The organism is Acinetobacter legionensis (genome assembly GCF_048552295.1).
Lineage (GTDB): Bacteria > Pseudomonadota > Gammaproteobacteria > Pseudomonadales > Moraxellaceae > Acinetobacter.
Genome location: NZ_JBIMCW010000010.1, coordinates 96866 through 117502 on the forward strand (window position 1 = coordinate 96866; position 20637 = coordinate 117502).

Consider the following 20637-nt stretch of genomic DNA (forward strand, 5'->3'; position numbering starts at 1 on the left):
TGATAAGAATACTATTCATAATACTGGGTACATTTATCATGATAGATGTTTTTGCAGCTAATTTAACATTGGTGAAGACTGAACAAGAAAAAGGAGATCGCGATAATCCTTCCATGACGACTTATACCTATAAAGCAATATCTCCTTTAGTTGTTGAGTATTTATATGGATATGATGCAGATTATGGTGAGAATAATTTAAAAATTCAATTTTTAGATCAAGATACTCAAGGAACATATTTAGGTCATACACGTTTTTTAGTTGATGATGAGTCAAAAAAATACGTTAAATTATTAAAATTACCCAGTGTTCCGTTAAAACATGGATGCTTTTATCAAGCTCAGGCAGAGATTTTTCTTGATGATGTTTTCGTTTCTAGAAATGATTTAAGCAGTTCATCATCTGGGAGTGCTTTTATTAAGAATATAAAACCATTATCAGATGTAAAATTAAAGTGTGATATATATTGATGTTGATCACTTTACAATAAAATTAAACGGTAACTTTATTGATTAAATTGGTGGATATGAGATGGATGCATTTGAACAATTATTTATTCATTTAGATTTACAACTAAATAATATTCGCTTAGTACCATTATCTCTTGAACATGAGCAAGGGCTTGCTGAAGCGTGTCGTGATGGTGAATTGTGGAATCTACGAATTACCTCAACACCACATTACACAGAAGTTAAAAATTATATTGAAAAAGCATTAATACAAAAAGCACAAGGTAGTCGTTATCCCTTTGTTGTCATAGAGCAAAGCTCAGGGAAAGTCTTGGGAACGACTAGTTATCACGATATTTTATTAAACGTAAAACGTTTTGAAATCGGCTATACATGGTATGCACAATCTGTACAGCGGACTCATGTCAATACAACTTGTAAACTATTGCTATTAGGTTTCGCTTTTGAACAACTTCAAGCCAATACCGTGGCGTTGCGGACTGACCAATTTAATTTTAAAAGCCAAAAAGCCATTGAACGTTTAGGTGCTAAAAAAGATGGCATTATTCGGGGCGATCAAATGCGTAAAGATGGCACGATTCGAGATACAGTGTTGTACAGTATTGCTCAAGGTGAGTGGAACAATGTAAAAGCACATTTACAAGACATGTTGGCACACTATAAAAAATAACTATTTTATTGAATTTTATTCGATTCAAGGGCATGCAAATGCCCTTGAAATCATTTGAAAGATCGTCATGGTGATTTCATATTTTGATCATAAAACTTTCAAACATAGCGGACAATGGAGGAGCATTCTTTACAATGGTGTAATTGCTATGAATCAAGATATCTTTTCAACGCATACATCATTACAAACCCATCAAGTGCAGCTTTCACCACTACAAATAGAACATGAAAATGCTTTAATTGAGGTATGTAAAGATGGCCGATTGTGGGAATTAGAATATACATTAGTTCCACATTATTCTCAGATCAAGGATTATATTGCCAAGGCACTTGAACAAAAATCTTTGGGAATACACGTACCTTTTGTTGTTTTAAATCAGCGGAATGGTCGTATTGTAAGAACCACCAGTTTTCGCGATTTGATTTGGGAGGTGCGCCGTGGTCAGATTGGCTATATATGGTATGCAGAATCAGCACAGTGCAGTCATATCAATACCCGTTGTAAGTTATTATTATTTTAGTAAGCATTTGAAAAACTACCAGCCAACTCGGTTGTATTAAGGACGGATATTCGCAATGTTAAAAGTCAAGGCGCCATTGAGCGTCTAGGTGCGCATTATGATGATGTGCAACATCAAGATGAGCTACGAAAAGATGGAACTGTTCGAGATACTGTTATATACAGCATAATCAAAGATAAATGGCAGGGCATTAAACAGCATTTAAGCCAGTTACTTAGCCAAAGCTATAAGCTTTAACTTATAAGGTTTAATTATGTATTTAACTACAATCTATATGTAAGCGATGTTGTTGGCAATGAATGCATTGAAACAGATAGCCTGTTAAATCACCGTCGATACTGAGGTGATCTTGGATAAGCTCTACTGGATAACCATTTTCTTCGATATCGGCTTTAACCTCATCCCAAATTGGTTTAAGCCTTTCACTATCCGCATAAGCGATAAACTGACATGGTTCATTGCAATGCACGAGCCAAACTTCTTGTTGCCAACTATGATAACTTGGCGTTTTGAAGCAGATTTCATCTAAAAATTCAGGGTTGATTTTTTCGGATGGAACATTTGGGTTTGAAGAAATACCTTCAATGCCACAATAGTCATTGTATTCTCCATCGTATTTTTGCGCTGCTGCACCATTGGCAATACACCACGGACAGATATACTCGGGTTCATCTACACTATAAAAAGAACTTACGTACTTTAAATCACGTTGTTGATTGCAAATCGAACAAATACCGTCTTCTTTTTTAAACAGATCAAGTGTGTATGCGTTGGGATGATATTTAAACTGAGGATAATCCATATTTTTGATTCTTCTAGGTAAAGATTTTTAAGTATTGAATGCTAACAATAAAATTCTACACGAAAACTTTCAATCAGTTCAGGTGGAACGCGTGTTGTTTGTCCATTGGTACGCATAAATAATTCGCCTTTGTAATACAACGGACGGTCCGATTTATTACATTTAAAGACCAATATGGTTTTTCCTTGAATCTGTATTTCTTCTAGTGTGGTATAAATATTTGAAATTTTGTTACTTTCGTGTGCCAGTTTATCAATCAAACTCCGCTTCATTAAGTCGAGTGAATTATTAAAGTGTTCCGCAAGTTCATTTTCAATCCCTACAATGGTTAAATCATCAGCAATACCTATAAAGACATAGCCATTGCGGGTATTCATAAATGCAAAGCACGCTTTGACCCATTTATCTGATTTGCGGTTGGTTAATAGGTCTGTGGTACGTTCTTTAAATTCAATCCGTTGATTTTCACCCAGTTGAATTAAATTAAAATAGTACTCTGAACAGGAATTTTGCCGATAATGATTGAGTGTGGTTTTAATTTTCTCTAATGATTTATATGCGGCAACAGTTTCTAAATTATGAATATCTTGCCATTGGTAAATTAATTTAATCTTTAGATCGTTTGTTAAGTTTGGATCAGCAAGGTATTCAAAGCTCAAATTGAGATATTGTAAAATTTCTGTGTAAATAGCATGACTGGCAATTGGAATGGAAATTTTATTAAAAGTATTTCTAATTTTTTCTAAATTTTTGTGAAATTCAAAAGCTTCTTGGTAAAAGCTTAAATATTTAAACTCATTTAAAATATGTTCATAAGGGCGATGAAATGAGTTAGGAAACAGTTGCTTGGGCGGTATATGGATATATTTTTCAATCTGTTGGAAATAATATCTTAAGGTTGGATACTTTAAGGCCTGATCAATATTGATTTCAAATTTCTCAGAAAGTGGCTTAGTGGTATAAGCTTGAAAAAACAGCAGGGTTTGGATTTCTTTGTATTTCTTGGGGTAGTCATGCCAATGCGTTTCTAGAAACTCATTAAAATTCTTAAATTTATTGGTGAGATACATGTTCAAATCCATAGCAACACCTTTGATCCTCTATTGTTTGGTGTTCGGTATTTACAACAAATATGTCATCAGACTATTTATATATAGTTATTTATAAGTTAATTAAGTCAGGAAATAAAGCGTAAAACTTTAAATCGGATCGTGAAAGTTGTTAGAAAATATAACAAATATTTCAATTTGGTGAATAGCGCATTTGACTGCTTCATTTCGTCATTAATCGATAATTTGCGGAATCGCTAAACTTGGATTTTGGATAAATGATGCTAATCGTTCTTTTAATGAGGTGGCTCGTTCAGGAACAGCATCAATTGCAATCTCAGCGAGCCTCTTGACCAATTGTAAATCACCAGCTGCAGCAGCCACATAGCAGAGGGTACACATGTGTGCGGGATGTAAGGGATTTATACAGGCCTGATGCGCTTTCTTGAGAAAATCTTCAGGCCAATGTGCTAATTGATTAAAGAAATTTTGGCTTTGACGATTCCACTCAGATATTAGAAATTGCACCATTTCGTTGGCATCTTGTTCATTTGAGGTATATGACCAGTCGTTGTCATGATCATTGATCAAATAAGGCAGGATCGAACTACGCCATGCACAATCGAAATCACGCATTTTTTCAATATCTAAAGCGTTACCTGTACATCGCATAACATATTCACCTAATGTGATGAGGTGAATACCGAGATTAACTTGAAAACAATGTCTTTTAATGGAGTGTTGTATATCGACGATTCGAATAACTTCCCCCTCAACCTGTCTAAATACATCGCCTTTTTTTATAAAGCCCTGTGCTTTTAAAATGGGATAAAACTGGCTTTGTAATAGTTTGGAAATGACTTTTTTATCCATTCGATATATCCATGGTAGAGGCTAGCATTGCCATAGAAATTTAGCAGTTTTACCCTGAGGGCAATCAAATAGGTAGGCGGAACCTCCTCCACCAAAATTCATCTCAGTTCTATGATCAGGTCCGGTCTCTAGTTGAGCAACAAAGCGCATAGGCTTTTGGCAGCAATCACATTCAGGTGTTTCATCATTTTGCAGCCACTCAGCTGAGCCAGAAAGCTGACCTAAAATTTCTCTCTTGGGTCCTTGCCAAAGTTCACGTGATTGTGAATATTCTTCTTGCGAATCTTGGAAAATCTTGGCGCCATATTCCGTTTCACGTAAGGTATTTTCAGGTTCTAAAGGTTGGAATTTTTCAAGAGCATGAATCTCTGTAATGACAATCACTTTATTACCACCACCATCTGCATCCCAGTCATCACACATCCCCGGATCTTGGCTACACATAAAGATCAATTCTAAACCGAGATCAGTTTTTACTTTGCCAAGGTATTGCATTGCACCATCACAATTTGTGCAGCAAGGCCATTCAACCTGTAAGCCAATTGTTTTAACAGGAAGACCACCAAAAGAGGTTTGATCAAGGTGTTGTGAGACTTGGTCTAAAATTAAAAGTTGAGTCATTGTTATTCCCTATTTTATTTATATTTTAATTAAGCTAGTTAGATCTTAACTGTGTACAACATATCCAAAGATTCCAACCAAATTGCTATTTTGGGTTAAGCCCAATGCAAGTCGAGGCAAGACACAACCTGTAATGATTGTTCCTTTCGGGTAATCATCAGAATCGATTTGTTCTAAAAGTGCTGAGTCTCCAATCCGAACAAATGCACAGTCGATAAAATCGTGTTGTGCTGCAAACCAATTTATCATCTTGTGCCAAGGTTGAAAATATTCTGCTGGAGATTCTTCACCATCTTGTTCAACTTCTTTCCACCACTGTGTATTTGTTGTAAGCGGTTCAGTCGTAATGTTCGCCAAAGGAAAAATAGTATTGGCAAAGTATTGTTGAATCAGCTGAGGCGTAATTTTTTGGCTAGCTGAGTTTTGTGAATGCATGATATAAAAATCTTGAAAATAATCACCCGAGTTTGAACCCATACCAACTTCAACATTTGTCATGATATTGGCGATTTCAGCGCTTAGTTTTTGACAAAGTTTTAATTCATCGGGATCAATTTCATGCTGCAATGGGATATCGTGCTTTGAGATAGAACCATCATTATAAACGCTAGTAAAGCGCGAAATAATATTGTTAGGCCATTCATCTGTATCAGCACCCACATCATAATTCTGCATACATTCAGATAATATTTTTAATCTTTCTTCACTTAACGCTAGTTTTGTACTCATGGTTTTGCCAAATTTAATTATAAATCTTAATCATATAAACGGTAAATTCCAGTAAAGCGCTCACAGCCTTTTTGTGTTGTTGTCACAGACAAAATTGCTTTTTGGAAATTAAGCACATATTTACAGTCATGTTCATTGTCCAAAATTTGATTCTTTTTTTCAGGCGTGGTGTAAGCCAACAATGAGACGATTTGACTATCTTTACGGTTATTGGGATTTCGATAGGCGATGCCTTCAACTTTAATCCGATCTTTAGTCAGTTGATGGATTTGTAAATGGGCGGGTTGCTTCGAAATTTTACCATGTTCATATTTGATGAAATGTTGGGTTAAACTTTGATTCATTGAGGTGTAAAAATTTAAGTCTTCTAGGCGAATATCGAACTGTTGTTTAAAACAATCGTTGCTTTTACATTGGCTTAAACGGTTGAGCCACAAACGATGCGTATCATTGATTAAGCGTATTGGTGCGTCTGTGACCAGATATGCAGTGAGATAGCTCTCATTCAATTGAGCGCGTAGTTCACTATACTGTGAACCACATAACTTTTTTAAAAGTGATGAATCTTGATGCTTACAGTCAAGAGGCAGGGCATAAACAGCTGATGTACTGATACAGCTCAAAATGAGACCAGACAAGAGTGTTTTAATTTGATTAAATTCTGTATTCAACAGCATGATCGCTTATACTTTCACAATGTTTGCATACGTACTATAGCGAAAGAGAAAGTACGAATACAAGATTTTTAAATTTTAAAAACTGCAAAAGGAGCTAAGAATGATCATACCGATTCGTATTGGGCAGGGAATGGATGTACATGCTTTTGAAGAAGGTGATTTTGTAACTTTGGCAGGCGTTCAAATTCCACATACGCATGGTTTAAAAGCACATTCTGATGGTGATGTTGTGTTACACGCATTATGTGATGCTTTATTGGGTGCATTGGCTTTAGGGGATATTGGACAGCATTTCCCAGACACAGATGCTGAATTTAAAGGTGCGGATAGCCGTAAACTTTTAAAACATGTTTATCAATTAATTTTAGACCGTGGTTATAAATTAAATAATGCCGATATTACTGTGGCATGTGAACGGCCTAAATTAGCCAAACACAATTTGGAAATGCGTCAAAGTATTGCAGATGTGTTAGATGTTGATGTGACTCAAATTAGCGTTAAAGCAACAACCACAGAGAAATTGGGTTTTACTGGTCGTCAGGAAGGGATTTTATCCACTGCAACAGTCTTAATTTCACATTTAGCAAAGTAATTATTTTTACAGTTTAGAACTCTTACTTATCTATCTGCTGAGAAATAATGATGAAGTGGTAGATAAGTTTTGATGTTTTCTAATTTTAAAGCGTTATAGTCAAATTTTACATACAAAAAAAGCCCTTTAAAGGGCTCTTTTTACATGCAAAAATTAGTTAGCTAACGCTTTAACTTGTGCATTCAAGCGGCTCTTGTGACGAGCAGCTTTGTTTTTATGGATGATACCTTTATCCGCCATACGGTCAATAACTGGAACTGCAGCTTTATAAGCTTCAGTTGCGGCAGCATATTCACCAGTAGCGATAGCAGCGATTGTGCGTTTGATATAAGTACGTACCATTGAACGCAAGCTTGCGTTGTGTTTACGTGCTTTAACGTTTTGACGAGCACGTTTTTTTGCTTGAGCAGAGTTTGCCACTCGTGCACTCCTTGAATTAGATGGGTCTGGGCGGGCTGAAACCACATCTGAAAACCACATCAGAGGATTATCACCAGCCCGTAAACAAGTGCCATATTGTGATTAAAGAGGCCAGTAAAGTCAAGTGTTGACATGCTTTGACAACATTTTTGTTGAAGAAAAATTTGAAATAAAACGTTAGATTAGTAATAAATCTAGGAGATTGTTTAAAAAATGACTAATTCGATAAAAAATGCGATTGTGATTGGAGCAACAGGTTTAGTGGGACAGCGTCTCATTGAGCAGCTCAATTTATTGGCTGATTGTGAAAAAATTACAGTTGTTGTGCGACGAGAAAATCCAGACTTTTCAAAATTTAAAAAAGTTGAACAATTTGTATTGGATGACTTACTTCTACTCAATGATCAAGATGTCAGCGGTTACACTCATGCATTCAGTTGTTTGGGAACGACCATTAAAAAGGCAGGTTCTAAAGAAGCTTTCTATAATATTGATTTTGAGATCAATGCACATTTTGCAGATTTATTTGAAATGACTGAAACTCATTTACTTTTAGTCAGTGCGATGGGGGCAAAAGCCAGCTCGCCAATTTTTTATAATCAAGTCAAAGGTGAACTTGAGGACTATATACAAAAGTTGAACTTATATCGTTTTTCTATTATTCGCCCATCATTACTCCTTGGTGATCGGAATGAAAAGCGATTCTTGGAAGATGTAGCGCAAAAGTTATATGGTAAATTTTCGCATTTGGTACCCAATTCTTTTAAATATAAGCCAGTGACAGCACAACAAGTGGCTCATACTATGATCGAGGCTGCTCAAACACAAACTCAAAAAATTGAAATTTATGATAATTTACGTATACAAAATAGCAAATAATGGAGTGATAACGTGACTAAAGTACCTTTTGTAACTTGTGATTTATTAGATGATCACCCAGACCAAGACATCCAAACCCTGATTCCATCTCTCGATGGCAAATTTTTTAAAAGTTATGGAGCTCGTAAAACCTTTGGTGGTCAAATCGTGACAGTCAAGTGTTTTGAAGATAACTCACGAGTGAAAGAGTTACTTGCTACAGATGGAACAGGCAAGGTTTTGGTTGTCGATGGTGGAGCATCCATGCGTTGTGCCTTGATGGGTGACATGATTGCTGAATCAGCGGTTAAGCATCACTGGAATGGTGTAGTGATTTATGGCTGTGTACGTGATGTAGATGCACTAGTTGAACTTGATCTAGGCGTTCATGCATTGGCTACAATTCCACAAAAAAGCAATCGTAAAGGCATAGGTGAGGTCGATATTCCTGTGTATTTTGGTAGTGTCACTTTCAATTCTGGTGAATATATCTATGTAGATAACAATGGAATTGTGGTTTCAAAAGAAAAATTAGTGGATTTATAAAAAGCTTTATTTAAGCGAAAACAATCATCTAGGGGGTATAAAATGGTACATCATCAAATTAAAGTTGTACAAGCTTTGGCTTCATCGCTGACTGAGGGAGGCCGTGGTGTAACTGGAACACCATTTCCAAACCAGCCAGAAAAGGCCTTAAAGTTATATGAGTTTGAAGGTTCACCATTTTGCCGCCGTGTACGAGAAGTAATGACCTTGCTCAATTTGGATTATGAAGTCTATCCATGCCCTAAAGGTGGGACTAAATATCGTCAGGTTGTAAAAGAAAAAGGGGGGAAATTGCGTTTTCCGTATTTCGTTGATGAAAACACGGGAACAGCAATGTATGAATCAAAAAAGATTGTTGATTACTTATTTAAGCACTATGGTAAAACCGGCAAAACGCCAAAGAAATATTCTCATTATCCTAAATATCCAACGGTCGCCATGGTGGGAACTATTATTAATGGTGCGCGAGGGGTTTGGGTAAATAAAAAAATTGTTGATCGTATAAGCCCAGCGCAATTATTGGAGTTATGGGGGTTTGAAGCAAGTCCCTATACACGTGTTGTGCGTGCTGAGTTAACTGAATTAGAAATTCCATTTATCTTTCATAATGTGGCTAAAGAGTGTTGGCAAGATCTAGGACCAGCAGTTTTACGTTTAAAACCTGGTAAATATGTTGCTTTGGTGGGCGGTAAACGTGAAAAAATTATTCCTGTTATGGGGCGTGCAAAGCAAGATATTCAAGTGCCTTACTTAGAAGATCCAAATACAGGTGAAAAACTCTTTGAGTCAGCAGTAATCGTACGTTATTTACAGAAACAATATGGTTAACTCTATGTGTTAAAAGCATCTAAACAGGTGCTTTTAATTGAAGGATAAATGTGGGTTTACAAGAAAATTATCTTGAATATCGAAATCATATAAATGCTTTAAAGACTGAACAAGCCTATTTAAAGTATATTTTGAAAATTCAACAGGTCGTGCATCAACGGCAGTTGGTATCTTGTATGAGTGATTCAAAATGGCTCAAACTTCTACATGCAATGAAAGACTTGGATTTTCCACCTGCATTTATTGTCAAATTGGTGACTGAAAATAAAGATCAACAAGCTGAAGATAAATTTGTGAAGAAAATTCCGTGGTATATAGGTGATTGGCATCCTTTCTATCACGATGCTATGCCTGTATTTATTGGAATTGAATATTTAATTGTAAAGCCTATGCTGAGCAAGTCGAGGGGGAGATTGATCAGTGATTTGATTTTAGATCAAACAGATCAATTTCGTACTTTGTTGCAGCATTTGAATATCGTGTTTGATCAGAAAGACTGTTATTTTAAAATTTATGCTTATCACCTAAAGTAGTTTTAAAAATACTTACAATCGATGTGCGTAAACAAAATAAGTCAAAACTTATTGCTTTAATTATTTTCCATAACATTTATATCGATATAAATATTGTGAATTAGTGGATTGTTAACGATAAAAACTTAAGCTTTAAAACAGCCTATGTTAGATTGTAACCAATAGAATATTTTGAGATATATTATGACTTCAACTCGAATTCAACCTGTTATGAATCGTCCAGGGGAAAACGCCTTATTTATTGTTTTAGGATTAAGGCTTGGGGCTGAAGTAATTGATACAGTAATTGATTTTGCGGCAAATTTTTCTGCATTGACGCGTAGTTTAACCAACCGTTATCCAGATGCACAATTTAGTGCGGTCATGGGATTTGGGGCAAATGCGTGGGAGCGTTTATTTCCTGATCAGGCTAAACCACAAGAATTAGAACAGTTTAAAGAAATTAAAGGGCCAAAATATACGGCTGTTTCAACGGAAGGTGATTTGTTTTTCCATATTCGCGCTGATCGCCAAGCGTTGTGTTTTGAAATGGCAGATATGATCAATACTGAATTAAAAGCTGTAAGTTATCCAGTAGATGAAGTGAATGGTTTTCGATATTTTGACGGTAGAGCGATTATTGGCTTTGTCGATGGGACCGAAAACCCAGAGCCTGAAATTGCGGCTAAATATGCACTAGTGGGTGATGAAGATCCAGACTTTAAAGGTGGCAGTTATGCATTTATTCAAAAATATATGCATGATATGGACAAGTGGCGCGCGCTAAGTGATGAAGAACAAGAAAAAGTCATCGGACGAAAAAAGTTTAATGATCTTGAGTTGAGTGATGATGTAAAACCTAAAACAGCACACAATGTAGTAAGTAAGGCACATGATGCGGATGGTAATGAAATTAAAATCATGCGTGCAAATATGCCGTTTTCAAATCCATCTAAAAATGAGTATGGTACTTTCTTTATTGGTTATGCACGCAAATTTAGTGTGACTCGACAAATGTTAGAGCACATGTTTCAAGGTGATGAAGAGGGTAATTTAGATCGTTTATTAGATTTTAGTACAGCAGTGACAGGAACTTTATTCTTTGTGCCTACTGTCGATTTCTTAGATGATTTGGGTGACGAATAACGCTGATGGTTTATGTTTAGGTAAATGGTCGCTTTAAAGTGGCCTTTTACTGCGAACTTGAGTCATGTTTGTTATGGTGAATCATTGATTTAATTGGGTTTTAATGATGTTTGATAAAATTGCAACCTTATTTAAGGGTAGTAAAAACGGTCCTGAGCAAGTTTTTCTACAAGAAAATAATATTCAAATTGATGCTGAGCACGGTTTTATTGTAGATGGTATTGTTTTAAATCGTGAGTTATCTGAAAGGCTGGAATACTTTTCTAACCGAAAACTCAATAATTTTGATGATTTAAAGGCCTTGTTTTATAAAACAATTTTGATCAATGAAAAGATTGATTTAGAAATCGCAACAAACAACTATGTGCAAAGGCTTGGCAATACAGAAGAAAATTTAAAACAATTCAAAAAAATTATACAAAAACTCAATGATTATTATAAACAATTTAAACGAGAAAAATAAATCAACTTAAGGCATGGATAACATTTGATGGAATCAGAATATTTCATCAAAGAATCATATGTGATGTTGCTTAGATTCTTAATTGTTATTAAATGGTTATTCGCAACTCATTTGGCAAGAGCTTCCACAGGTTCGTGATCCTGCTAGTTTGTCTTATAGTAAGCGTGGATTATGTTCTGATGGGAAAAATACTGTAGTTGAGTCATTACTTAGACAAATAGAATAAATAAAATCACTCAACTGAATAAAGTCATCATGTTAAACTATTGCTCATGTCTTTTAGACCCTATGCGATTATGTTTAAACAAGAAATCTCTGACCTCAATTTAAAACAACTGAAAGCAGGCGAAAAACGCTGGATCGGCACAATGCTCGGTTCATCTGCTGCCTTATTGTTTAAGGAGATTGCAGAGAAATCGGATCAGCTCTTTGTTTTGGTTGCGAAAAATAATCAGCACTTAGGGCAGTTGGAAAGTGAATTAGAATTCTATGGGGTAAAACCAACAATATTTCCAGATTGGGAGATATTGCCATACGATCGTTTATCTCCACACCAAGATATTGTCTCTGAAAGACTGTCGATACTTTCCAATATGCCACAAAAAGGTATTTTATTGGTATCAGCAACCACTTTGGCACAACGTGTTGCCCCTACATCATGGGTATTGGGTGAGCATTTTGATATCCGTGTTGGTCAGAAATTTGCTTTAGAACAACAAAAATTAAAATTAGTTCAAGCGGGTTATCATTTGGTTGATACTGTTTATGACCATGGTGAGTTTGCGGTACGTGGTAGTATTATGGATATTTATGCCTCTGGGCAGAATGCACCCATTCGTATTGACTTATTTGATGATGAAATAGACAGTTTAAAATTTTTTGATCCTGAAACGCAAAGAACAACGACAAAGTTAGAACGTTTTACTGTACTTCCTGCAAAAGAATTTCCGTTGAAAGAAGCGCGTTCAACATTTCGTGATCGCTATGCCGAAAGTTTTCCAACAGCAAATCCTAAAAAAAATCCAATTTATCAAGATGTGTTAGAAGGTATTGCTTCTCCGGGATTAGATTTCTACTTCCCATTATTCTTCTCAAAGCAAGCCATGCAAACACAAAGTTGTTTGGTTTCGTACTTCCCAAGTAATTCTATTGTCATTACAGATAAGCACATTGATGAAGGATTGTTGAGTTTTTGGACAGATGTAATTCGTCGTTACGAAGACCGACGCCATAATGCTGATCAGCCGTTATTACCACCTGAAGAAATTTTTATACAACCGAATCAACTATTCGAATATTTAAATCAATTTTCAAGAATTATTGCCTCAACAGAAGCCATTGAATTAAAAGCAGGTTGTATCAATTTGTCGGTTGAATTACCGCCAAGATTGCCTGTAGACCCTAAACAAGAGCAGCCATTTAAAGCCGTTAAACAGTACGTGGATGAGGCCAATCATCCAGTGTTGTTGGTGGCTGAAAGTGCTGGACGTCGTGAAACATTAAAAGATGCTTTACGTGCAAGTTTAGGTGAAATTCCAGTTGTCGAAAGTTTTGCTGTATTTCAACAATCTAATTTCTCTGTGGCGATCACCAATGCACCTTTGGATCGTGGGTTGGTCATCAGCAATGATCTATCGGTTATTTCTGAAAACCAACTATATGAACACCGTGTAGTACAGCGCCGTAGAAAACGTCAACAAGAGGTTTCAGAAGAGTTTCTTATTCGAAGTCTGACGGAACTTAATATTGGTGCGCCAGTGGTGCATATTGATCATGGTGTTGGGCGTTATGCAGGTTTAGTTACCTTAAATATTGATGAACAAGACTATGAGTTTCTGCAATTAAACTATGCAGATGATGCAAAAGTGTATGTTCCTGTGACCAATTTACACCTGATTAGCCGTTTTAGTGGAGGTGATCCTGATTTAGCGCCTTTACATAAATTGGGTACAGATGCATGGAATAAAGCAAAACGTAAAGCACTTGAACAGATTCATGATGTGGCAGCTGAATTGTTGCATATCCAAGCACGTCGTCAGTCTAAACCTGGGATTAGTTTCGAGTTGGATCAAAGTGCATATATGCAATTTTCCAGTGGTTTTGCTTATGAGGAAACACTGGATCAGGCCAATGCCATCGAAGCGACCTTATATGATATGCAACAAGCCAAACCAATGGATCGACTGGTTTGTGGTGATGTTGGCTTTGGTAAAACGGAAGTGGCGATGCGGGCGGCATTTGTTGCTGTTCAAAATAATAGGCAAGTGGCTGTCTTGGTACCTACCACCTTATTGGCGCAACAACATTTTGAATCATTTAAAGATCGCTTTGCCGATTGGCCAATTCGTATAGAGGTACTTTCTCGTTTTGGAACTAATAAAAGTCATACCAAAATCATTGATGACTTAATCGATGGTAAAGTCGATATTGTTATCGGTACGCATAAAATTCTTCAGGAAAATGTGCAGTTTAAAAACTTAGGTTTAATGATTGTTGATGAAGAACATCGTTTTGGGGTACGTGATAAAGAGCGTATTAAAGCCATGCGCGCAGATGTTGATATGTTAACGTTAACTGCAACACCAATTCCTCGTACATTGAATATGGCTTTTGGTGGGATGCGTGATCTCTCGATTATTGCTACACCACCAGCACGTCGTTTAGCCGTTAAAACTTTTGTCAATGAACAAACCAATGAAACCATGAAAGAGGCAATTCTAAGGGAATTGTTACGTGGTGGGCAGGTTTATATATTGCACAATGAAGTGGATACCATAGAGCGTGCTGCGGAAAATATTCGTCAACTTGTACCAGAGGCTCGTGTCGCTGTTGCACATGGTCAAATGCGTGAACGTGAACTTGAGCAAATCATGCAACAGTTCTATCACAAAGAATTTAACGTGCTGGTCTGTTCAACGATTATTGAAACGGGGATTGATGTTCCTAATGCCAATACGATTATTATTGAACGTGCAGACAAACTTGGCCTAGCTCAATTACATCAATTGCGTGGTCGTGTTGGACGTTCACATCATCAAGCCTATGCATATTTGATGGTGCCATCGATTAAAGGCCTTAAAGGTGATGCAGAAAAACGTTTAGATGCCATTCAGAGAGCTTCAAATCTTGGCGCTGGCTTTATGCTGGCTACGGAAGACTTGGAGATTCGTGGTGCTGGTGAGCTACTCGGTGAACAACAAAGTGGTTCAATGAATGCAATTGGTTATAGCTTATATATGGAAATGTTGGCCAAAGCGACCAAAGCAATTCAACAGGGTAAGACCCCTAATTTTGATACACCACTTTCACTCACTTCAGAAATTACACTACATATGCCTGCTTTGATCCCAGATGAATATTTGGGAGATGTACATCAGCGTCTTATGTTCTATAAACGTATTAGTAATACCGATACTCAAGATAAACTTGACAATATACGTATGGAGTTGATTGACCGGTTTGGTGTACCGCCATTGCCAGTAAAACAGCTGTTTAGTGTCCATCAAATTCGGATTAAGGCTGAGGCGTTGGAAATTACTAAAATTGATATAGGAGCTAATGGTGGAGTGATCGAATTTTCACCTGATACTCCGGTGCAAGCGATCAGTATTATTCAACTCATGCAAAAGCATCCAACTTGGTTTCGTATGGACGGTGGGCAACGCTTAAAAGTGATGGTGATGCTTGAAGAGAATGACAAAAGAATTCAGTTTATTCAGGATTTGTTAAACAATTTACTGACAGAATTAAAGCGTTAATTTATCTGGAATTTGAGCTTAAATAATGCTCAGTATGAGATTGAAAGTGCTTATGAATTTTTTCTGGTAAATCACTTGAAAAAATTCTGTGATTCTTTAAAGTGTAATTGTGATCAGGTTCAAAACAAACTGTGTTTATTTGTACCAAAACACAAGATAACCAATATTCACACGAAAACCGATGTGTTAGTATTAGCCATCCTTTTAATTTTGCGTCATTTATAAAGATATGTTTAGTTTGCATCCACAACTTGCTCAAGATACTTTTTTTGTAGGCGATTTTCCGCTTTCAACATGTCGTTTAATGAATGATATGCAATTTCCGTGGCTAATTCTTATTCCACGTGTTCCTGGTATCACTGAGTTATATGAACTAAGTCAAGCTGACCAAGAGCAGTTTTTACGAGAATCTAGCTGGTTATCTAGCCAGTTGTCTCGTGTTTTTCGTGCAGATAAAATGAATGTCGCAGCACTTGGAAATATGGTGCCACAATTACATTTTCATCATGTAGTTCGTTATCAGAATGATGTAGCTTGGCCTAAGCCTGTATTTGGTCTGCAAGCAGTTCCTTATAGCAATGAAGTGTTAGCACATATGCGTCAAACGTTAATGTTGGCGTTACGTGGCCAAGGTGATATGCCATTCGATTGGCGTATGGATTAAGTGTAAACAGCACAAGGAAGTGTTTAATAAAATGACATTCGAGGTAAAATATTTTGCCATTTGAACGTATGTTAGATAAAGAACCAAAGCAATTTGAAATATTCCAGCGATTTATGGGGTACTTAATCATTGCTTTGTTGGTTATGGTTTATTATTTCACTTCCCCAATTGCAAGTTATCAATTTTACGTGCCTTTTTTCATTGGCTTTATTTTTATTATCAGTCCTAAGTTATCACGCTGGCTGGAATATTCATATGGTTCTAAAATTCGAAAAAATGTCTATTTTTTAATTGATATCATTGTTGTTTCTACAGCATTGGCTGCTGTTCATTTAAGTCTGGTGGTGACTTTTGTATTGTTATTTGCCCTGATTTATACTGCGATTAATAATAAAATTTCTTTTATGATGGGCTCTCTGGCAATTTTAATTGCCTTTGTTGTGTTTTATACCAATATTATTTTTATCTTTGGTTTTTATGATTATTTTCAGCAAACTAGCCCTGAACTATCCGTTCTTTCTTTTATTAGTATCATCTTGTTTGTAAATATTGGAAATTATTATCAAAATCGTCGTATCAAAAGTGTAGAAACAAAGAAAAACACCTATTTTAATGAAATGAATCGCTATATTGAGTTGTCAAATCAACTCAGTCGTTATGCGCCATTACAGCTTTGGCAAGCGATTATGCGCGGCGATACTGAAGCAAAAATTGAATATAAACGTAAAAAAATTACAGTTTTCTTTTCTGATATTCAAGGATTTACTGAGCTATCAGAAACTTTGATTCCAGATGATTTGGCCTTTGTATTAAATGATTATTTAAGTCATATGACTGAAATTGCCAAGCAATATGGTGCAACCATTGATAAGTTTATGGGGGATGCAATCCTGATTTTCTTTGGCGATCCTGATTCACAAGGGGTAGAGCAGGATGCGAAAAACTGTATTGATATGGCAATTGCAATGCGTCAGCAGATGAAATTTCTTCGTGAACGTTGGGTGAAAATGGGCTATGCAGCTTTACATATTCGAATGGGGGTAAGTACAGGTTATTGTCACGTCGGAAACTATGGTGCTGTACATCGCATGGCCTATACCATTGTTGGTCGAGATGCTAATTTAGCAGCGCGTTTGCAATATGCTGCGGATATAGATGAAATTTTGGTTTCAGACGAAACCTATAAGCTGATTAAAAATGATTATCTTTGTGCACCAAAAACTCCGATTGAGCTGAAAGGGATTCAAGGTAAGGTGCGTACTTGGCAAGTGATGGAAAAATACTCTGCAACCAAGAATGAAAATCAGCAATGGTTTGATTATGAGTATAAAGGCTTCCACCTAGTGCTGAATTTAGAAGAAGTACAAAACTTTGAATATCCTGAGCTGGTTGAAGTATTAGAAAAAATGGTAGAACGGATTAAGGTTCAGCAAAAACTTACCAACTCTCAAGGCGTTGCAAAGCTTAATATTGAAGATGAAGTGAACTCAAATTATTTGTAAAATTATTAAATATTAAATGAAATGCCTAAGCCATTAAAAATTGCTTAGACATAAAAAACCACTCATAAAGAGTGGTTTTTTATGTCTATATGAAAAGCAACTTAGTGGTTTTCAGAAGCATGGTTAATCGTATACTTTGGAATTTCAACTTCCATATCTTCATCAGTAATTTTAACTTGGCAAGACAGACGCGAATCGGGTTCTAAGCCCCAAGCGCGATCGAGTAAATCGGCTTCAATATCATCCATTTCTTCAAGCTCATCAAAGCCTTTGCGTACGATTACATGGCAAGTGGTACATGCTTTAGACATGTCACAGGCATGTTCGATTTTAATACCATTATCAAGCAGGCTTTGACATAGATTGGCATTTGGTTTAACTTCAAACTCAGCACCGTTTGGACAAATCGTTGCATGAGGTAGTACTTTAATACGTGGCATAGTCGTTACCTTAAATTAGTTTGAGTTAGACCAATCATCAAGTTTGGTGCCTTTGAGTGCATGATCAATGTGTTGATTCATACGTTCTGCTGCAAAGGCATCGCTATAAGTTTTTAACTGTTCAACAGCATGTTCAATTAATTTGATATCGTTCGTTTCAAGCTCAGTTTTTAAGGCTTCAGCCGCTTGAGTGAGCGCAGTCAGTTGTTCAGTGCTGAGAAGTTTAGAATCCACCTTTAACGCTTGTGTTAAAGCTTCAAGTTCACGTTGAGCTTCAACTTTGGTTTCATTGAGATGGCGAAGATTTTTATCTTCTTCAGCAAATTTATAACCGTCTAAAAGTAAACGTTCAGTATCTGTCTCAGATAAACCATAAGAAGGTTTAATGTCGATTTGAGCATTGACCCCTGATGTGGTTTCTTTGGCCGAAACAGTAAGTAAACCATCAGCATCGACTTGAAAAGTAACTTCAATACGTGCCTGACCCGCAGTCATTGGTGGAATACCATGCAATACAAAACGGCCTAAGCTTCGGCAATGTTCAACTAAGTCACGTTCACCTTGCAAGACATGGATTAACATCGCAGTTTGACCATCTTGATATGTGGTGAATTCTTGACGACGTGCAACAGGAATTGCTGTATTACGTGAAATTAAACGTTCAATCAAACCACCCATGGTTTCTAAACCTAATGACAGCGGAGTAACATCTAAAAGTAATGAGCCATCTTTAGAGTTCCCAATGAGCTGATTTGCAGTGATGGCAGCGCCAATCGCTACAACTTCATCAGGATTAATAGTACAAAGTGGCTCTTGCTTAAATACTTCACGCACGACTTTCTGTACAGCATAAGAGCGGGTTGATCCACCAACAAGAACTACATTTTGAATATCATCGAGTTCAAGTTTTGCATCACGCATGACACGTTTACATACATTGATCGTTTTATCTAATGCCACTTGAATGATTTCTTCAAATGTTGTGCGATCTAAAGTGAGGTGATGTGTCAGAACTTTAATATCAACCGATGTTGCATCACTTAATGCTTCTTTGGCTTTGCGTGCAGAAACAATAAAGTGCGCATATTCTGCATCATCTAAAACTTCAATATTGAGTTGTTTTTTTGCCCACTTAACAATAAGACGATCTAAGTCATCGCCGCCCAGTGCTGTATGACCGCCTGTGGCTAAAACTTCAAACACACCTTGAGAAAAGCGTAAAATAGACACATCAAATGTACCGCCACCTAAATCATAAATGACATAGTTACGATCTGTTGTTAGGTTACTCTCTTGATCCAAGCCATATGCAACAGCCGCAGCTGTTGGTTCATTGAGTAGGCGTAATATATTTAAACCAGCAAGCTCAGCTGCATCTCGTGTAGCTTGACGTTGTGCTTCATCAAAGTAAGCAGGAACAGTAATAACAGCCCCATTTACAGGGTTGCTTAAGCTTTGTTCAGCGCGGTCTTTAAGTTGTTTTAAAATTTCTGCGGAGATTTCTACTGGTGTTTTACGCCCCTGAGCTGTTTCAAAAGCTGGCATTTCATTTTCAGCACCAACAAGTGTGTATGGATGTTGAAATTTAACATCCGCTTTGGAACGGCCCATAAAGCGCTTAACAGAAACAATGGTATTTTTAGGGTCAGCAGTGATGAATGGTTTTGCTGCATCGCCGTATTCGGTTGAATTTTTAGAATAATGTACAATAGAAGGAAGTAACACACGACCTTGCTCATCGTTCAGCACTTTGGCTTTGCCTGATAATACCGTAGCAACTAGAGAATGGGTTGTCCCTAAGTCGATACCAATTGCAATACGGTGTTCGTGTGGCGCACTTGATTGTCCTGGTTCAGCAATTTGCAAGAGTGCCATTTGTCACATCCTTAAAATAAATACTAAAAACAAATTCGGTTAAAACATATATTCAAAGCTAAAATTTAGAAATCATCATCTAAATTAAAATCTTCATCATCTAAAAGCTGATCTTCAGCTTTATCGATATCATTCATGACTTTTTGAAAAAAGCGTAACTTTCGCACAGTGTCACGCGCTTCAGCCCAATCTTCATCCTCAAAATCAATTTTGAATTCACGAACTAAGCCATCAATCCATTGTCGCACTTCTTTTTTTAAAGAATGCAACTGTTCGGTATTAGTTGCTTCATCAAGCTGCTCACGAATTTCTAAAGCAGACTGAAGGAACTCAAAATCACTAATCGATTGATCTAAGTGGTGATCTTGCTTTTTGAGTGAAAGTAGATAAGCAGCACGACTGTCTACATTGGATAAAGTTTTATATGCCTGATTAATTTCACTTGATTTAATCAAAGCTTTGTCTTTATTTTCAGCTTTATCAGGATGATATTGCTGTTGTAGTTTTAGGAAATTAGCTTTTAATATCGCTAAATCAATATCGAGTGCTTCTGGGAGATCGAACAACTCAAAATGACTCATGGGGGATACTCATCCACGATGTTTTACAGGAAAACGGTGTA

General features: G+C 36.6%; 23 protein-coding genes. 13 read left to right on the plus strand and 10 right to left on the minus strand.

All coding sequences use genetic code 11. From position 1 onward, the window contains the following. Positions 1–38: 38 nt before the first annotated feature. From ACG916_RS10010 to ACG916_RS10020, 3 genes are all read left to right on the plus strand, one after another. Positions 39–470 carry a hypothetical protein gene (locus tag ACG916_RS10010; protein ID WP_336951355.1) on the plus strand — a complete coding sequence of 144 codons (432 nt, stop codon included), beginning with the start codon at positions 39–41 and terminating at the stop codon, positions 468–470. A 61-nt stretch (positions 471–531) separates the two neighbouring features. Next, positions 532–1140, plus strand: a complete 609-nt coding sequence (locus ACG916_RS10015; protein ID WP_336951353.1) for a GNAT family N-acetyltransferase — start codon at positions 532–534, stop codon at positions 1138–1140. Between the two features lie 148 nt (positions 1141–1288). Continuing rightward, on the plus strand, positions 1289–1660 hold the full coding sequence (locus ACG916_RS10020) for a GNAT family N-acetyltransferase (protein WP_419327492.1): 372 nt from the start codon (positions 1289–1291) through the stop codon (positions 1658–1660). 259 nt (positions 1661–1919) lie between these two features. Here the strand turns inward: ACG916_RS10020 and ACG916_RS10025 are convergent, their stop codons facing one another. The 6 genes from ACG916_RS10025 to ACG916_RS10050 all read right to left on the minus strand — a co-directional run bounded on the left by ACG916_RS10025 (position 1920) and on the right by ACG916_RS10050 (position 6411). Next, positions 1920–2462 (minus strand): CbrC family protein, encoded by a 543-nt coding sequence (locus ACG916_RS10025; protein ID WP_336951351.1) that lies wholly within the window; start codon positions 2460–2462, stop codon positions 1920–1922. A 41-nt stretch (positions 2463–2503) separates the two neighbouring features. Further along, positions 2504–3544, minus strand: coding sequence for an AlbA family DNA-binding domain-containing protein (locus tag ACG916_RS10030; protein ID WP_419327494.1), 1041 nt, complete (start codon positions 3542–3544; stop codon positions 2504–2506). 201 nt (positions 3545–3745) lie between these two features. Further along, positions 3746–4384, minus strand: a complete 639-nt coding sequence (locus ACG916_RS10035) for a DUF4304 domain-containing protein (RefSeq protein ID WP_419327496.1) — start codon at positions 4382–4384, stop codon at positions 3746–3748. Between the two features lie 21 nt (positions 4385–4405). Next, the gene (locus ACG916_RS10040) at positions 4406–5005 is read right to left on the minus strand and encodes a hypothetical protein (protein WP_224965442.1); all 600 of its coding nucleotides are present in this window, start codon (positions 5003–5005) and stop codon (positions 4406–4408) included. A 45-nt stretch (positions 5006–5050) separates the two neighbouring features. After that, the gene (locus tag ACG916_RS10045) at positions 5051–5734 is read right to left on the minus strand and encodes a hypothetical protein (protein WP_419327498.1); all 684 of its coding nucleotides are present in this window, start codon (positions 5732–5734) and stop codon (positions 5051–5053) included. 26 nt (positions 5735–5760) lie between these two features. Next, entirely contained in the window at positions 5761–6411 is a 651-nt protein-coding gene (locus ACG916_RS10050) for an A1S_1983 family putative colistin resistance protein (protein WP_004720662.1), read from the minus strand. A gap of 100 nt (positions 6412–6511) precedes the next feature. Between ACG916_RS10050 and ispF the strand changes: the two genes are divergently transcribed. Beyond that, positions 6512–7003, plus strand: coding sequence for a 2-C-methyl-D-erythritol 2,4-cyclodiphosphate synthase (gene ispF / locus ACG916_RS10055; RefSeq protein ID WP_004720660.1), 492 nt, complete (start codon positions 6512–6514; stop codon positions 7001–7003). 153 nt (positions 7004–7156) lie between these two features. Here the strand turns inward: ispF and rpsT are convergent, their stop codons facing one another. Next, positions 7157–7423, minus strand: a complete 267-nt coding sequence (rpsT, locus tag ACG916_RS10060; protein WP_004720657.1) for a 30S ribosomal protein S20 — start codon at positions 7421–7423, stop codon at positions 7157–7159. A gap of 213 nt (positions 7424–7636) precedes the next feature. Between rpsT and ACG916_RS10065 the strand changes: the two genes are divergently transcribed. From ACG916_RS10065 to ACG916_RS10105, 9 genes are all read left to right on the plus strand, one after another. Further along, the gene (locus ACG916_RS10065; protein WP_419327500.1) at positions 7637–8302 is read left to right on the plus strand and encodes a Rossmann-fold NAD(P)-binding domain-containing protein; all 666 of its coding nucleotides are present in this window, start codon (positions 7637–7639) and stop codon (positions 8300–8302) included. A gap of 12 nt (positions 8303–8314) precedes the next feature. Next, the gene (rraA, locus tag ACG916_RS10070) at positions 8315–8827 is read left to right on the plus strand and encodes a ribonuclease E activity regulator RraA (RefSeq protein WP_336951337.1); all 513 of its coding nucleotides are present in this window, start codon (positions 8315–8317) and stop codon (positions 8825–8827) included. A gap of 42 nt (positions 8828–8869) precedes the next feature. Next, positions 8870–9655 carry a glutathione S-transferase N-terminal domain-containing protein gene (locus ACG916_RS10075; protein ID WP_419327502.1) on the plus strand — a complete coding sequence of 262 codons (786 nt, stop codon included), beginning with the start codon at positions 8870–8872 and terminating at the stop codon, positions 9653–9655. Positions 9656–9705: 50 nt separating this feature from the next. Beyond that, positions 9706–10188, plus strand: coding sequence for a DUF6678 family protein (locus tag ACG916_RS10080; protein ID WP_419327504.1), 483 nt, complete (start codon positions 9706–9708; stop codon positions 10186–10188). 183 nt (positions 10189–10371) lie between these two features. Further along, complete coding sequence (locus tag ACG916_RS10085; protein ID WP_419327506.1) at positions 10372–11313, plus strand: Dyp-type peroxidase; 942 nt, start codon at positions 10372–10374, stop codon at positions 11311–11313. A 106-nt stretch (positions 11314–11419) separates the two neighbouring features. Further along, positions 11420–11776 (plus strand): hypothetical protein, encoded by a 357-nt coding sequence (locus ACG916_RS10090; protein ID WP_336951332.1) that lies wholly within the window; start codon positions 11420–11422, stop codon positions 11774–11776. 296 nt (positions 11777–12072) lie between these two features. Beyond that, on the plus strand, positions 12073–15534 hold the full coding sequence (gene mfd, locus ACG916_RS10095) for a transcription-repair coupling factor (RefSeq protein ID WP_336951475.1): 3462 nt from the start codon (positions 12073–12075) through the stop codon (positions 15532–15534). A 229-nt stretch (positions 15535–15763) separates the two neighbouring features. Beyond that, positions 15764–16198: an HIT domain-containing protein gene (locus ACG916_RS10100; protein WP_336951330.1), complete on the plus strand. Its 435-nt coding sequence runs from the start codon at positions 15764–15766 to the stop codon at positions 16196–16198. Positions 16199–16251: 53 nt separating this feature from the next. Then, complete coding sequence (locus ACG916_RS10105) at positions 16252–17700, plus strand: adenylate/guanylate cyclase domain-containing protein (protein WP_336951328.1); 1449 nt, start codon at positions 16252–16254, stop codon at positions 17698–17700. A 101-nt stretch (positions 17701–17801) separates the two neighbouring features. Here the strand turns inward: ACG916_RS10105 and fdx are convergent, their stop codons facing one another. From fdx to hscB, 3 genes are all read right to left on the minus strand, one after another. Further along, positions 17802–18140, minus strand: a complete 339-nt coding sequence (gene fdx, locus ACG916_RS10110) for an ISC system 2Fe-2S type ferredoxin (RefSeq protein ID WP_336951326.1) — start codon at positions 18138–18140, stop codon at positions 17802–17804. Positions 18141–18155: 15 nt separating this feature from the next. Further along, positions 18156–20015, minus strand: coding sequence for a Fe-S protein assembly chaperone HscA (hscA, locus tag ACG916_RS10115; RefSeq protein WP_419327508.1), 1860 nt, complete (start codon positions 20013–20015; stop codon positions 18156–18158). Between the two features lie 65 nt (positions 20016–20080). Continuing rightward, positions 20081–20596 (minus strand): Fe-S protein assembly co-chaperone HscB, encoded by a 516-nt coding sequence (gene hscB / locus ACG916_RS10120; protein ID WP_336951322.1) that lies wholly within the window; start codon positions 20594–20596, stop codon positions 20081–20083. Positions 20597–20637: the final 41 nt, after the last annotated feature.